Genomic DNA, 12,417 nt, shown 5'->3' with positions numbered 1-12,417 from the left:
AATCAAGTGAAGGAAGTGAAATTCAAGGTATTAATACACAATCTTGACAGGTATGTCAAGATTGTATGCTTAGCTTGGTTGAGGATTTCTACAGAGCCATATTTTGCTTTAGAATAATAAGCAGTAAATCTTAATTTTCTTTATGAAGGATACGATATTTAAGCCTAAAGGAATTATCTTTTAGGACGGAAATAAGTCCTTTGTTATCCTTAAGGATATAGTCTCCAGCTTTTCCTTTAATTGTTCCTGAAGAAGTTTTGACACTGAAATCAGCCAGCATCTTTAATGCATATCCAACGTGGGAGTTGGGATACTCCAAGCAATTGATTCTACTCCTTTCCACACCATAGCCTCCTAAAAGTAGTTCATATATGTTTTACTTGTGTATAAAGATGACTAATCTTTTTGAATTAAATTGATTTTTTTATAGTTATGGCTTTATGGATGAAGAGCCTAACTGATATCTTATGAGCATTACGCTGATTGGAATGGCTGGAGTTGGAAAAACTACATTAGGGCGTATTGTTGCCAAAAAGCTTGGACTTGAATTCGTTGACGTGGACGAGCTTATTAAGAAAAAGGTTGGTTCTCAGTTACAATCTTTTATTGAAAAGGAGGGGGATGAGGCCTTTATGAAAGTGGAAGAAGAGGTCTTAATGTCATTAACTCCAAGCGAAAATTATCTTATTTCTACAGGAGGAAGTGCAGTTTATTCTGAAAAAGCAATGAATTACTTAAAGAAATGGTCTACAATTGTTTTGCTTGATGACTCGTTTTCCCACATTTCAAGTCGCATAAAAAATCCGAGCAAGCGTGGTCTCGTAGGCTTAAAAGATCAAACTCTTAGACAACTTTTCGTAGAGCGTCGGAGTTTATATCGCAAATATGAAGATATAATAATTGATCTAAGAGGTTTTTCCAGAAAAGAAGATGCTATAAATGGCATTCTGCGTTGTCTGGAGAATAATAAAGAATTATTAGCACGCCATAAATCCTGAAATTATAGGCACTTAGTTTGTAAGTGCCTGAATTGGTGCGGGTATTCTCCCTCCTTTCTTGATTAATTCTTCCGAACTAAAACTATGTGTGCCCATAACAGGGGCTGTTCCAAGTAAGCCACCAAACTCTACAATTTCTCCAACAATTTTTCCAGGAGCAGGGATTATTCGCACAGCGGTTGTTTTGCGGTTAATCATTCCGATTGCCATCTCATCAGCGATTATGGCTGATATAGTTGAAGCGGTAGTATTTCCTGGGACTGCTATCATATCCAAACCAACTGAACAAACAGAGGTCATAGCTTCAAGTTTTGCAAGATCAAGGGAACCTCTTTCAACAGCTGCTATCATACCAGCATCCTCGCTTACCGGAATAAATGCACCACTTAATCCGCCTACATATGAAGATGCCATTGCTCCTCCTTTTTTAACAGCATCATTAAGCAAAGCAAGCGCTGCAGTTGTGCCGTGGGTTCCACAGCTTTCTAATCCCATTGCTTCAAGGATTGAAGCGACGCTATCACCAACTTCCGGCGTAGGTGCAAGGGAAAGATCAATGACTCCAAACTCAACTCCCAATCGCTTTGAAACTTCCCTGCCAACCATTTCTCCCATTCGCGTAATCTTAAAAGCGGTTTTCTTTATGGTTTCCGCAATTTCTCCAAGATCTGGATTTTTCAGTTCCCTTATTGCAGCATTGACAACACCAGGACCGCTTACACCTACATTTATAACACAATCGGGTTCCCCGATTCCATGAAAAGCCCCTGCCATAAATGGATTATCTTCTGGAGCATTTGCAAAAACAACAAGTTTTGCACATCCGATGCCATCCCTTTCGGCAGTAAGCTGAGCTGTCTCTTTAATTGTTTTACCCATCAATGCAACTGCATCCATATTTATTCCGGATTTGGTGGTTGCGACATTTACGGAAGAACATACTTTTTCTGTATTTGCCAGAGCTTCAGGAATTGCGGAAATCAAGGTTTTTTCTACAGGAGTCATACCCTTATGCACCAGGGCACTAAAACCACCTAGAAAATCAATACCTATTTCTGATGCAGCATCATCAAGTGTTTGAGCAATGGAAATAAAATCCTCTTTAGTGAATTTTCCACCAATGGATGCGATGGGAGTTACGGATACACGTTTGTTTCTTATCGGAATCCCGTAAAGGATTTCAACATCTTCCGCAGTTGACACAAGATTATGGGCACACTCTACGATTTTGTTGTGGATATTTCGGTTGAATTGTGATATCTCCGGGTGAATGCAATCCCTTAGGTTAATACCCATTGTAACTGTTCTGATATCCAAATTCTCAGTTTTTACCATCTGGATGGTTTCCATGATTTCTTTGGGGTGTATAAGCATGAAAAGCCCTCCGTTTATATTCTGTGCATGAACCTAAACACGTCTTCATGCTGAACCCGAATATCGACACCCAGCTTTTCTCCTGCGTCTTGCATGGTATTCTGGAAATCATTCATGTCAAAGTTGTCTCCCTTTGCTTCGGCTAGCATTATCATAGTAAAGAGATCTTCCATAATTGTCTGGCTGATATCCACGATATTAACGCTGTATTCTGCCATTATTCCGGTCACTTTAGCTACAATACCAATTTTGTCGATACCTATAACAGTAATAATAAATCGTGTGGATGTCATGAATATCCTCCAGATTATCGGAAATATTAATGGAAATAAGGATTCTTTGTTTAAGATTGTTGTTATTTGAGATTGGAAAAGAGTAAATTGGTCGCCTTTTATATATTCAAAGATAGTTGCAGTAATCCCGATAATGGCAGCACTGCTTCACTCTTCGTTTCCATACATGGGAACTATAAAAACAACCTTGTTATCCTAATGGAAAAGTTGCTTATGTATCAAATAAAGTGAAAGCTAAAAGTCATGTAGAAGATGTGCTATAAATTCAGAATGAGATCTCAGGCAATTACTTCCTGATTAACTGCCTGATTAATCATTTTCTGTTATTTTGTTATATTCAAGGGGGCAATTTTGACTCATAATAGAAGGTTCAGTATCCAAATGCAAAATTAAACTAAACAAAATTTACTTGATTATCAATCAAATTGAATTTTTAATAACTGTTATATATCATGCAATTCATCCTTATTTTATACAATTATTCAAGGTGCTTTCAAATGACATGTTGGGAATATGAAATCAAGAAAATACGAACTGGAAACTTGGATCAAACAAAAGAGGATCTGAATTCTATGGGTCTTGAAGGTTGGGAACTTGTCAAATTTGTCACTCCCATTAACTCTATGGGCATAACAAACGCATTTTTCAAGAGGCCTGTTGACGAGGCAAATTGTTGATCTTTATTTAAACTCATTACAGTCTTTGCAAATGCAGAATTTGCACAAACTAATTTCTATTTCACTTTGTTTTTCTTTAGCCGGACAGAAGTAATCCCCATTTCGGGAAAGAATTTCCAATTTGCCAGGAAATTGCATACCTAACGGATGAATTGGTTTGTTTCCAATAAAAATAAGGTACAGGGTAACTGTTCGGAAAAAACATGTAATCATCTTTTCTGTGTGTTCTGCCATGGCTAATTTGTCAATGCAAGCATTCGTTTCCCTTAGTTTATTCTGATCAATAGTCACTTTTGTGTCCATTATTTCTGCACATTTTATTTCCTGTAAAGTTCGGTATAGATACTCAAATAAGTCAACAGAATAGATCTTTCGGTATTTTTCAGGAAGATTCTGAACGTTATTGACCATGTATGTTCGGATTTTCATAATATCGCATATGCTAAAGCGGGATGCCTGCAGTTTTAATTCCCTGAGCAAGGTTTCGTTGTTACTCACACCATTTAAACCTCTGCTATTTTCTTCGCTCATAACGTTCCAGCTTTAACTTTATTATTAGTTATATATTTCAAGGGTACAATCTAGGAATATAAATATAGAAATATACTACTTAAGCAATTTTTTATATTATGTCATAACATATTATGGCTAATCTGTAATACAAATTTACAACAAACCCTCCTCAAATGGCACAAGGGTGACATAAGGGTACTTGAAGTCCATCGTACATCAAGCAATCACATAGCTTCACTATATCTGTCATGGACTAACTCTCAATTTATTATAAGATGGTTACAGGATATATTCATTTTCTTAGGCGATTCTACATACAATGTTCTGCAGTTCCACAAACTGCTCTTTTTCTTGCAACCATCATGATAATATAGGTGTTTCTATCCTCTCGCTATTAGTCTGATTGCAAATGATAAATTGATTTTTTCAATTAATTTTTGCCATTTTTGAGCTATTTAGATCTCAGTTCGACCATTTTAATATTTTATTTAATATATATGGTTAGAATTGTTTTAATGTATTCATTATATTAAGTGTATTATTTTATCGATTATAAGTAGTATCTCATATTATCATTATAATATTAAATATATGTTAAAAATCATTTATTACTTTTAAAGATTATTTAATAAATCAGTTTAAACTATGTACAAATGCTAAATTGAATTATTATATCTGCCTATTTTTATAAATAATAATATGGTATGTATAGTATAGCTCTTTTGAAAATTAAAATATATAAATTCGTATAGCTCAATAAAACTCTTTTTTAATACAGAATATGATATTTTTAAAGCAGTTCTCTCTCCTATTTTATTGGGTAACTCATCCATAAGATCAATCCACTCTAAACCTGTATACACTTCTTTAGTATAGTGCTGAAACAATTCTACAAGTTCACTCAAATCAACAACTAAATTTGAAAATATAATATTCATATATGATATGGACTATTTCAACTAAACATAAAATACCAGTATGGTTTTATTCACACACGTGTTCCATATTATATAGGTATATGCTATGTATGATCTACAACCCCCCCATTTAATGCAAAAAATTTGCTAGAAAACAAACATCTGTTGTGTGACATCATTTTGTTATCATAGTGTTTGGAATAACTACTTTGAAGATATGTTATATGCAAAGTTGCCTGAAGGATGTCTGCTAAACTTTTATGCAAATACTGAATTAATTAAATATGTTGCATATGTGTACATACTCATTTTTAATTCATGAAGGGTACACTATACATCCATTAATAGTATATATAAATATATCTTTATAATATTCAGTTGTGGCTTTTTAAGCACAAACAGATTCCCACTGTTTATACGCATCAACCAATAATTAAATGAATTTATCAAAAAATGTGGATTCATTTTTTATAACTTCTTCTTACTTCAACAGTCATTTGAAACACGGAAGTTTAATTAATTTTTTCAATCAATTCCTAAGGTTTTTAACTCAATCAGCGGTGCATGCACAGGTCCAATAAAATCAATTAGTAATAAGACAATGTTACATTTGTTGTTTTTAATATAATGTCTTTTGTACATTAAAAAATAACTATGTTTTGTAGTATACAATATATGGACCATTAATATGTGGAGAATAGCATAGTTATAAACACTCGATATTATAAATAACCTCAGTTATATATCTATAAAAATTCCAAAAATTTCTGCAAAACGAGCATATTTTTTACGGGCATTGTATAAATACTGTCTGACATATTTTTCACCTTTGGCTTTTGAAAACATTGCTTCAATTTCTCTGGGAGAAAAAATCGTTTTTAATGCATTTTCAGGAATAGATTCTAATAAATTATATCCTGATAAGCCAGACAGTTCGGAAGCCCCTATCCTTATACTTGGAACTCTGTTAGTAGATACTAACTCCATTTCTTTGCACCAGTTCCAATCTGAATCATAGATGGACAATAACAAGCGATTACAGGAAGTACATTTTGCTACAATGCCATAATGTGATCCAATTATGTGAAAACTGAGAGTTCTTAATTCATTTCCACATTGAATGCAATATCCAATGTCTCCAACATCATGCTTTTCTGGGTAATAAAGTTCATCTGCAATCCAGAGAAGATGTTTTTCAGGATTATACTCCAGATATTGCACTGAATGCATCTCTAAATTATCCTGCATTAAATCACGATTAATCTACAAACATATAAATAGGTTAAGATTAACTATTAAATATTATACAGGAGGAACAATTCCATGAGCACTTCAATGACATCAATCAGGACAAAGATAAAAGCGCGGCTTAAAAAATTTGTCGAGTTTGATGTTAGTGGTCTGCGAAGACGTGTTTTATCTCTAATTTTAAATTTAAAGCGATCTACGGTTGATGAGCTCCACATGGCCATCAGTAAAGATTTCGACGTCTCTCGTAGTGTTGTAGCATCGATGGTGGGTTATATTCACTCGAGGCTTGGAATCCTTCGCTCTCATAAGGAATCTTACAAGACTCCCACCGTATATTCTCTTAAGGAAGAATATGTTGACTTAATTCAAAATGTATTAGCATCAAAAAAACCCGCATCTTCCTGAGAATTTTGTATGGTGGCTGTAAAAGATGCTCCTCGAACGTCTACTACAATAGTAGTGCGCTCAGACTCCAGTTCACGAATAACTCGATCTAGGGATCCATATTATAGCTTGATGAGGCGTATCTTTCAAGAGGATGCTACAGCTACAAGAGGCCAAAAATTTCTTGAGATTGTTGAGAAGAGGCAGCGCAGTGGTAATCCTCTTAAGACTAGTGAATGGAAGGTATTGATGGACGAACTGGGCGTAGGCCGCTCCTCGTTTTATGCAATGCGCAACAAACTCCTTGGTGCCGGGCTTATTACAAATAAGAAGGGTGAATATCGTTTATCAGGTCAATTTAGCAAGGATCTCATAGATATGGCCAATTGGTGGCTTACTGCAGTATTGAATCAGGACTCAGAAGATGACTAATTGGCGATAATTTTATATACAAATTATTCAATGTAGAGTACGTTTTCATTGCAGCCCGGTAGTGTAGTGGTCAATCATGCGGGACTCTGGATCCTGCAACCTCGGTTCGAATCCGTGCCGGGCTACTTTATTTTATTAATAAAAGTACTTAGTAACTCTTGGAATTAGGGGAGTATTACTTGTATAAATTTTATTTTTGAAATAGCCTTAACTCTCTTTGTACTACTAGATTTTTCACAAATTAGCCTCTAATTAATTTAGAAATTATTCCCTCTGTTACGATGATCATATTGGAGTAGTAATAATAATTTATTACATAATTTGTATGAATCTAATATATATTGTATTATATATTTATTATTATGTATCGTCACTTATACGATATCCTTTACATCAAAATATTATGTCTGAAAAATATTTAAAAAGTTTTATGAGAATAGTTGATATATCAAGATAATATATCAACATTTTTTATTCCTTTGGGGTTGTATAATAAATTATAGGAATCCAGATTATAATTGATCCAATAACAATAATAAAGAAATTCAGCTCCGGCTCGGCAACAAATTCATCTATACTTGGATTTATCTTCAAGTATTCGTACAACCAATAGGCAGAATAAAAAATAACATTTATAAGCGCTCCGGCCATTAATATAAGTCCGTTATTCTTTTTTGTATCCATAAGAAGACCTTTTGTTTGTTATGTGTAACCTATTATTATAACAGTCGTATAGTGAGTGTTTCAAAAATATAATAGTACTTTTTCCGGCTCTGTAGAAATCCTCATTTGAATAACAAATATAACCTTGACATACCTGTCAAGATTAATCAAACAAACCCATATTGAACAGCATCTTTCCGGGAGCGAGCATTTCTGGCAGGGGTTTCAGGCCAAAGGCAGCCGCAGAGGCAGGACAGGATATGTTCTCAGCAGTTATCAACACTTTTTTCCCTGTCCAGCCCTCATAAGGGCCAGCAATATCTGGATTTTGTTGCGCCATCATAACCTGTAAAATCCACCTCTTCTTCGGCTTTCAGGAATTTAACTCCTACCGGCGCTCTTTGAAGATTCAATATATCTTTAAGTTCCTTTGCAAATTTTGCCATTAAAATTCTCTCCTATTTTATCTTTAATTCGTGCACACATTGTTTCTGAATTCTCTTTTTCAGCAAGCTGCTCCATATCTTTGCAAACAAGAGCATGATGTTGGCTATTTTCAGCCATCTGCTGGATTATCCCCCTGAACAGTGGATCTGTGATTTTCAGATAGTAAAAAACCCATTGATCTTCTTTCTTGCCTCTTACAAGATCAAGGTCTCTCATTTTAGCAAGATGACGGGAGACTTTGGGCTGGGGCAGGTCCAGTATCTGGCATATCTCACACACGCAAAGTTCTCTTTGATTCAAAAGCATGAGGATTCTCAATCGGGTCTCATCAGAGAGGACTTTAAAGAAGTCTTCCCATTTGCCTGTTCTTTTTGGATTTGTTAATTCTAGTGGGTACATGCGTATATTCAAATATATGCATGCATATATATTAATACTTTTATGTGCTCAGAATGAGCATGGAAAGTGATATCAAATAGGGTTGCTTGAAGAATTACTATATTCATGCTGCAGTCCAATTCTCATTTCAATTACAACATAAGATTCAGCTTGCTGCAATCAGTCTTATGGTATCGATCTGAAAGGATGGCAATGAATATTATGGATGAGACAAAACGTATATTTGTATTCTAAAGTCACACTCAGTCAGGATTGTCATTTTCCAACATCTGACACCGCTACCGGAGCAGATGCTGCATAGTTTATCAGATGTTTTCTCACCGAAAAAAAAAACAGCAAACTTTGCCCCTCCTCTTAATTGCAGCAGTTTATCTGTGCATTCTTCTCTTCGAAGAGATGACCATGCACTTTCATTGTAGTTTTGCCATTCAACAGTTGATTACTACAGGAAAGGTTGTGGAATGCCAGAGTATAGCACCATAAACGACATATAGATAACATTGTTATATAGTAAAAAGATGTGTGAAACTAGTGGACACAACTGTAAAAACAAACTCAATTATCCTGAAAGAAGATGGATCCAGTTCCTTATCCTTCGGGTAGTATGCCAGGAATCACTTCATGGCTATGGTATTGTAAAAGCTATAGAGGAATTAAGTGAAGGTAGGCACATCATCAAATCAGGCACCATGTATACAACCCTGCGCAGGATGGAAAAAGAGGGACTGCTAGAATCCTTCTGGGAAAGAAGTGATACAGGCCCTGACAAGCGCATGTATAAAGTTACCGGGGATGGAAGGAAGCATCTCAAGGAGTGGCTTGAGATGCTTATGGAACGGAAAAGGATGATGGAAAAGATTCTTTTATTCTATGAACAGGAATTCAGAGGTGATGACTGTGAAAATATTTGATGTAACAGATGAAATCAAAGGAATGCAGCCTGCAGTGGGAACAAACTCGGATCTGCTATACCAGGCAGATGAGTTTAAGGTAAGAAGGATAGGCCTCTCTCCCCAAGATGAGATTCCGCCATGTAAGATGGCATCAAATGTTGTTTTCTATGTGGTTGCGGGCAGTGCAGAAGTATCCGTAGATGGCGTCAGAAATTCCCTTTGTGAGGGGAGTGCCTTGTAACAGGACCTGCGACCCTTTCAATGAAAAGTGAAGAAGGTGCGACGATACTTGGCATACAGATATCAAAAATGTGATCTAATGATCGATACCTCCTTATTCATCAATGCTTTCGCACTCATAAGCCTGGTCTATGCATACCATCATGACAGAGAGAGGACAAAGGAGGCACTCATCAAAACCGCTAACTCATTCATACATATAATGCCGACAATCCTGGCTATAATAGTATTCATAGGATTGTTGCTTGGATTGATACCTCCTGCACGGATATCAATGCTCATAGGCGAGCAGTCCGGTATCAATGCTGTCATGATGGTAGCAGTTATAGGTTCCTTCCTGCATATCCCTGCCCTGATATCCTTTCCCTTAACAGCATCACTGCTTGATGCAGGAGCCACTGTGACTATTGCCGCTGTATTCATCACAACACTCACCATGGTAGGCATGGTCACACTACCTCTTGAAATAAGGGAAATGGGCAGAAAGATGGCGCTTCTAAGGAACGGGATCAGTTTTTGCATTGCCATAATGATAGCTTTGATCATGGGAATGATACTGTGAAACAGGAAAATGAAAATCAAAAAGTAAGAATCCCTTTTGATGTGATAGCTCTGCTGGTCTTATTGGTGCTGACATTTGCCTTGCTTTCTGCATACCCCGAAAAACGAGACCCGGTTACCGCGGTTTTTGCCAGTTACTTGCTTGAGATGATGCTTATATTGCCGGCTGTGATGGTGATCATGGGGCTGTTCTCAGTCTTTGTTTCCGACAAAGCGGTTGTCAAGCACCTTGGACAAAGTTCCGGAATGCGGGGTTTCTTTACAGCCCTGTTTTTTGGTTCCCTCCCTACTGGTCCCCTCTACGTCGCCTTTCCCATGGCCTCTGCAATGCTTAGCAAAGGTGCCCGAATATCAAATATTGTCGTTTTTCTATCAGCGTGGGCATGCATCAAGATGCCCCAGGAACTTGTGGAGCTGCAATTCCTTGGACCGGAGTTCATGGTGGCAAGATTGATACTGACAATTATATTCGTTGGCCTCATGGGAATTATCATCGAATGGGTCCATGGGTAGGGCCACTGAGGAAGTATCTGAGGAAAAGAGTAGTACAGGACATTAAAAGAAGGTTGATTTTAAATGACCGTCTGTTCAATTGATCAAAGAGGTTATTTCAGTGTTTGAACCGATTGTTCTTTTAGTGCTATTCGTTGGTGGTTTTGCAGCTGCTGCAATATCAGGCGCGGCAGGATTTGGCGGAGCATTGTTATTATTGCCGCTATTGACAAAAACTATAGGAACAACGATGGCAGTTTCTGTTCTGACAATTGCACAGTTGATCAGGAACCTGTCAAGAGTTTTTTTGGTTCAAGCAAATTAAATGGAAACCTGTTCTATTGTTCATATCCGGCGCTGTGCCAATGAGTGTTTTAGGAGCATATTTATTTGTAGAGGTGCCAAAAGAAATAATATCCCGTCTAATAGGACTTGCAATTATCCTGTTTGTGATATTGAAATATTTTAAGATATTGAAGTTCGATCCCCCGATAGTACAATGATTCTGGGTGGCGAAATAACAGGTTTCGTTTCAGGACTTGTCGGTAGTGCAGGACCAATAGGTGCAGCGTTGTTCTTATCTTTGAATCTGCCCCCGGTCTCTTACATAGCAAGTGAGGCAACAACTGCAATAGCGATGCATGTTACCAAAACCATTGTGTACCAAATGTATCTGGGTATAGGGTTGTCAGCTCTGTCGATTGGTTTGCTTATGGGTTTTTCTATGGTTCTTGGAACGTGGACTGGAATGAGAATGGCAGAAAAGATTCCAAGAGATAAATTCAACAAGTTTGTTGGGGGATTGTTATGTATAATTGGGTTACAGATGCTTTTGTTTGGATAAGGGAAAAGGAATAAATATTGAGTAATGAAATGTTAACAGTGCGAATCCGATAACCAGAGGCCATTTATGGATCCCATAGAAAAATACCAGTCCGTCTTTATATTGATGTCGGTGGCTTTGGGCCTTATCTTTGGCCAAAGTATGCTTGCCCGAAACTATGCTGCCCTTTTTATCGTTCCTTTTCTTATGGTGATGTTGCTTGGGATTTTTTTACAGGTTCCTCTCAAACAATTGAGAAATTCTTTTAAGAACTGGAAATTCGCAGGTATAAGCGCAGGCATCAATTTTATGTTCAATCCATTGCTGGCCTTTTCTCTGGGATTCTTGTTCTTAAGGGATACTCCGGCATTGTGGATAGGCTTTATCATGCTCATGGTTACTCCCTGCACGGACTGGTATTTGCTCTTCACAGGAATTGCTCGGGGTAACGTACCCCTGTCAGCGTCCATTCTCCCCATGAATCTGATTCTTCAGCTGGTTTTGTTACCAGTGTACCTTTTGATATTTGCAGGGACAATTGCAACTATTGACCCGACCTTGCTTATGCAGAGTGTCATCCTCGTCTTGTTAATACCCTTTGTTGGCTCCCTTGTCACAAAGGCCGCCGTTCCATCAATAAAAGGAGAATACTGGCTTCAGGAAAAAATCTTTCCCAAACTTGATCATGTTCAGTTCTTATTTCTAAATCTTGCAATTATATCCATGTTCGCATCCCAGGGTGAGCAACTTGTCCAAAATCCTCTGATACTTCTAAAACTCATAACTCCGGTCTTGCTGTTTTTTGTTATTGTCTTCATTGTCGGACAAATCGTTGGAAGATATCTTGGATTTTCATATCAGGATACAGTCAGCTTAAACCTCACAACACTTGCACGTAATTCCCCGATAGTGCTTGCAATCGCACTTACAGCTTTTCCAGAAGAGCCACTTATCGCATTAGCACTTGTAATAGGGCCTTTGATAGAGTTACCTGTACTTGGCATCGTATCCCATACATTGTTGTGGATCAGAAAATGGTGAGGTTGTGAGGATAAGGTCT

The 12,417-nt window shown here is 37.1% G+C and carries 19 protein-coding genes, 1 tRNA gene and 1 pseudogene; 13 read left to right on the top strand and 8 right to left on the bottom strand.

What is annotated here, in order from left to right; genetic code table 11:
- Positions 1-117, top strand: a pseudogene (locus PWQ49_RS03600) (IS5/IS1182 family transposase); the annotation flags it as partial.
- 13 nt (positions 118-130) lie between these two features.
- On the opposite strand, the gene PWQ49_RS03595 reads toward PWQ49_RS03600, so the two are convergent.
- Positions 131-343 carry a hypothetical protein gene (locus tag PWQ49_RS03595; RefSeq protein ID WP_300607924.1) on the bottom strand — a complete coding sequence of 71 codons (213 nt, stop codon included), beginning with the start codon at positions 341-343 and terminating at the stop codon, positions 131-133.
- A 145-nt stretch (positions 344-488) separates the two neighbouring features.
- On the opposite strand from PWQ49_RS03595, the gene PWQ49_RS03590 reads away from it, so the two are divergent.
- Positions 489-998, top strand: coding sequence for a shikimate kinase (locus tag PWQ49_RS03590; protein ID WP_300607921.1), 510 nt, complete (start codon positions 489-491; stop codon positions 996-998).
- Between the two features lie 12 nt (positions 999-1,010).
- Here the strand turns inward: PWQ49_RS03590 and PWQ49_RS03585 are convergent, their stop codons facing one another.
- Together PWQ49_RS03585 and PWQ49_RS03580 are read right to left on the bottom strand one after the other, a co-directional pair.
- A complete protein-coding gene (locus PWQ49_RS03585) occupies positions 1,011-2,372 on the bottom strand; it encodes a PFL family protein (protein ID WP_300607918.1) in 1,362 nt (453 codons plus the stop codon).
- Between the two features lie 14 nt (positions 2,373-2,386).
- Complete coding sequence (locus tag PWQ49_RS03580; protein ID WP_300607915.1) at positions 2,387-2,665, bottom strand: ACT domain-containing protein; 279 nt, start codon at positions 2,663-2,665, stop codon at positions 2,387-2,389.
- Between the two features lie 497 nt (positions 2,666-3,162).
- Between PWQ49_RS03580 and PWQ49_RS03575 the strand changes: the two genes are divergently transcribed.
- Positions 3,163-3,342, top strand: a complete 180-nt coding sequence (locus tag PWQ49_RS03575; RefSeq protein WP_300607912.1) for a DUF4177 domain-containing protein — start codon at positions 3,163-3,165, stop codon at positions 3,340-3,342.
- 3 nt (positions 3,343-3,345) lie between these two features.
- On the opposite strand, the gene PWQ49_RS03570 is transcribed toward PWQ49_RS03575, so the two are convergent.
- Together PWQ49_RS03570 and PWQ49_RS03565 are read right to left on the bottom strand one after the other, a co-directional pair.
- Positions 3,346-3,873 (bottom strand): DUF2115 family protein, encoded by a 528-nt coding sequence (locus PWQ49_RS03570; protein WP_300607910.1) that lies wholly within the window; start codon positions 3,871-3,873, stop codon positions 3,346-3,348.
- A 1,637-nt stretch (positions 3,874-5,510) separates the two neighbouring features.
- A complete protein-coding gene (locus PWQ49_RS03565; protein ID WP_300607907.1) occupies positions 5,511-6,020 on the bottom strand; it encodes a hypothetical protein in 510 nt (169 codons plus the stop codon).
- 87 nt (positions 6,021-6,107) lie between these two features.
- On the opposite strand from PWQ49_RS03565, the gene PWQ49_RS03560 reads away from it, so the two are divergent.
- The 3 genes from PWQ49_RS03560 (at position 6,108) to PWQ49_RS03550 (ending at position 6,964) form a co-directional block, all read left to right on the top strand.
- A complete protein-coding gene (locus PWQ49_RS03560; protein WP_300607953.1) occupies positions 6,108-6,428 on the top strand; it encodes a DUF2551 domain-containing protein in 321 nt (106 codons plus the stop codon).
- A gap of 9 nt (positions 6,429-6,437) precedes the next feature.
- A complete protein-coding gene (locus PWQ49_RS03555) occupies positions 6,438-6,839 on the top strand; it encodes a hypothetical protein (RefSeq protein ID WP_300607904.1) in 402 nt (133 codons plus the stop codon).
- A gap of 52 nt (positions 6,840-6,891) precedes the next feature.
- Positions 6,892-6,964, top strand: a tRNA-Gln gene (locus PWQ49_RS03550).
- Positions 6,965-7,665: 701 nt separating this feature from the next.
- On the opposite strand, the gene PWQ49_RS03545 is transcribed toward PWQ49_RS03550, so the two are convergent.
- From PWQ49_RS03545 to PWQ49_RS03535, 3 genes are read right to left on the bottom strand one after another with little or no spacing between them, the layout of a single operon-like run.
- Positions 7,666-7,845, bottom strand: a complete 180-nt coding sequence (locus tag PWQ49_RS03545; protein ID WP_300607901.1) for a DUF169 domain-containing protein — start codon at positions 7,843-7,845, stop codon at positions 7,666-7,668.
- The gene (locus tag PWQ49_RS03540) at positions 7,805-7,948 is read right to left on the bottom strand and encodes a hypothetical protein (RefSeq protein ID WP_300607898.1); all 144 of its coding nucleotides are present in this window, start codon (positions 7,946-7,948) and stop codon (positions 7,805-7,807) included. The genes PWQ49_RS03545 and PWQ49_RS03540 overlap by 41 nt, the downstream gene beginning before the upstream one ends.
- Positions 7,923-8,348 carry a metalloregulator ArsR/SmtB family transcription factor gene (locus PWQ49_RS03535; RefSeq protein ID WP_300607895.1) on the bottom strand — a complete coding sequence of 142 codons (426 nt, stop codon included), beginning with the start codon at positions 8,346-8,348 and terminating at the stop codon, positions 7,923-7,925. The genes PWQ49_RS03540 and PWQ49_RS03535 overlap by 26 nt, the downstream gene beginning before the upstream one ends.
- Before the next feature lie 518 nt (positions 8,349-8,866).
- On the opposite strand from PWQ49_RS03535, the gene PWQ49_RS03530 reads away from it, so the two are divergent.
- The 7 genes from PWQ49_RS03530 to PWQ49_RS03500 all read left to right on the top strand — a co-directional run bounded on the left by PWQ49_RS03530 (position 8,867) and on the right by PWQ49_RS03500 (position 12,398).
- Complete coding sequence (locus PWQ49_RS03530) at positions 8,867-9,259, top strand: PadR family transcriptional regulator (protein WP_300607892.1); 393 nt, start codon at positions 8,867-8,869, stop codon at positions 9,257-9,259.
- On the top strand, positions 9,246-9,482 hold the full coding sequence (locus tag PWQ49_RS03525; RefSeq protein WP_300607889.1) for a hypothetical protein: 237 nt from the start codon (positions 9,246-9,248) through the stop codon (positions 9,480-9,482). The genes PWQ49_RS03530 and PWQ49_RS03525 overlap by 14 nt, the downstream gene beginning before the upstream one ends.
- 78 nt (positions 9,483-9,560) lie before the next feature.
- Positions 9,561-10,043, top strand: coding sequence for a permease (locus PWQ49_RS03520; protein WP_300607886.1), 483 nt, complete (start codon positions 9,561-9,563; stop codon positions 10,041-10,043).
- Positions 10,040-10,555 (top strand): permease, encoded by a 516-nt coding sequence (locus tag PWQ49_RS03515; RefSeq protein ID WP_300607883.1) that lies wholly within the window; start codon positions 10,040-10,042, stop codon positions 10,553-10,555. The genes PWQ49_RS03520 and PWQ49_RS03515 overlap by 4 nt, the downstream gene beginning before the upstream one ends.
- 100 nt (positions 10,556-10,655) lie before the next feature.
- A complete protein-coding gene (locus PWQ49_RS03510; protein WP_300607880.1) occupies positions 10,656-10,859 on the top strand; it encodes a hypothetical protein in 204 nt (67 codons plus the stop codon).
- A gap of 174 nt (positions 10,860-11,033) precedes the next feature.
- Positions 11,034-11,378 (top strand): TSUP family transporter, encoded by a 345-nt coding sequence (locus tag PWQ49_RS03505; RefSeq protein ID WP_300607877.1) that lies wholly within the window; start codon positions 11,034-11,036, stop codon positions 11,376-11,378.
- Between the two features lie 66 nt (positions 11,379-11,444).
- Positions 11,445-12,398, top strand: a complete 954-nt coding sequence (locus PWQ49_RS03500) for a bile acid:sodium symporter (RefSeq protein ID WP_300607874.1) — start codon at positions 11,445-11,447, stop codon at positions 12,396-12,398.
- Positions 12,399-12,417: the final 19 nt, after the last annotated feature.

Source organism: Methanohalophilus sp., assembly GCF_030156785.1.
Lineage (GTDB): Archaea > Halobacteriota > Methanosarcinia > Methanosarcinales > Methanosarcinaceae > Methanohalophilus.
The sequence above is the reverse complement of the archived record's forward strand: the minus strand, read 5'-3'. Positions and strand labels throughout refer to the sequence as shown.

What these genes read in the sequence shown, in the direction of transcription:
- PWQ49_RS03540 (WP_300607898.1), bottom strand. Translation starts at nt 7,948, where the DNA reads ATGGCAAAATTTGCAAAGGAACTTAAAGATATATTGAATCTTCAAAGA.
- PWQ49_RS03520 (WP_300607886.1), top strand. Translation starts at nt 9,561, where the DNA reads ATGATCGATACCTCCTTATTCATCAATGCTTTCGCACTCATAAGCCTG.
- PWQ49_RS03570 (WP_300607910.1), bottom strand. Translation starts at nt 3,873, where the DNA reads ATGAGCGAAGAAAATAGCAGAGGTTTAAATGGTGTGAGTAACAACGAA.
- PWQ49_RS03580 (WP_300607915.1), bottom strand. Translation starts at nt 2,665, where the DNA reads ATGACATCCACACGATTTATTATTACTGTTATAGGTATCGACAAAATT.
- PWQ49_RS03585 (WP_300607918.1), bottom strand. Translation starts at nt 2,372, where the DNA reads ATGCTTATACACCCCAAAGAAATCATGGAAACCATCCAGATGGTAAAA.
- PWQ49_RS03575 (WP_300607912.1), top strand. Translation starts at nt 3,163, where the DNA reads ATGACATGTTGGGAATATGAAATCAAGAAAATACGAACTGGAAACTTG.
- PWQ49_RS03535 (WP_300607895.1), bottom strand. Translation starts at nt 8,348, where the DNA reads ATGTACCCACTAGAATTAACAAATCCAAAAAGAACAGGCAAATGGGAA.
- PWQ49_RS03565 (WP_300607907.1), bottom strand. Translation starts at nt 6,020, where the DNA reads ATGCAGGATAATTTAGAGATGCATTCAGTGCAATATCTGGAGTATAAT.
- PWQ49_RS03500 (WP_300607874.1), top strand. Translation starts at nt 11,445, where the DNA reads ATGGATCCCATAGAAAAATACCAGTCCGTCTTTATATTGATGTCGGTG.
- PWQ49_RS03590 (WP_300607921.1), top strand. Translation starts at nt 489, where the DNA reads ATGGCTGGAGTTGGAAAAACTACATTAGGGCGTATTGTTGCCAAAAAG.
- PWQ49_RS03530 (WP_300607892.1), top strand. Translation starts at nt 8,867, where the DNA reads ATGTGTGAAACTAGTGGACACAACTGTAAAAACAAACTCAATTATCCT.
- PWQ49_RS03560 (WP_300607953.1), top strand. Translation starts at nt 6,108, where the DNA reads ATGACATCAATCAGGACAAAGATAAAAGCGCGGCTTAAAAAATTTGTC.
- PWQ49_RS03555 (WP_300607904.1), top strand. Translation starts at nt 6,438, where the DNA reads ATGGTGGCTGTAAAAGATGCTCCTCGAACGTCTACTACAATAGTAGTG.
- PWQ49_RS03505 (WP_300607877.1), top strand. Translation starts at nt 11,034, where the DNA reads ATGATTCTGGGTGGCGAAATAACAGGTTTCGTTTCAGGACTTGTCGGT.
- PWQ49_RS03545 (WP_300607901.1), bottom strand. Translation starts at nt 7,845, where the DNA reads ATGATGGCGCAACAAAATCCAGATATTGCTGGCCCTTATGAGGGCTGG.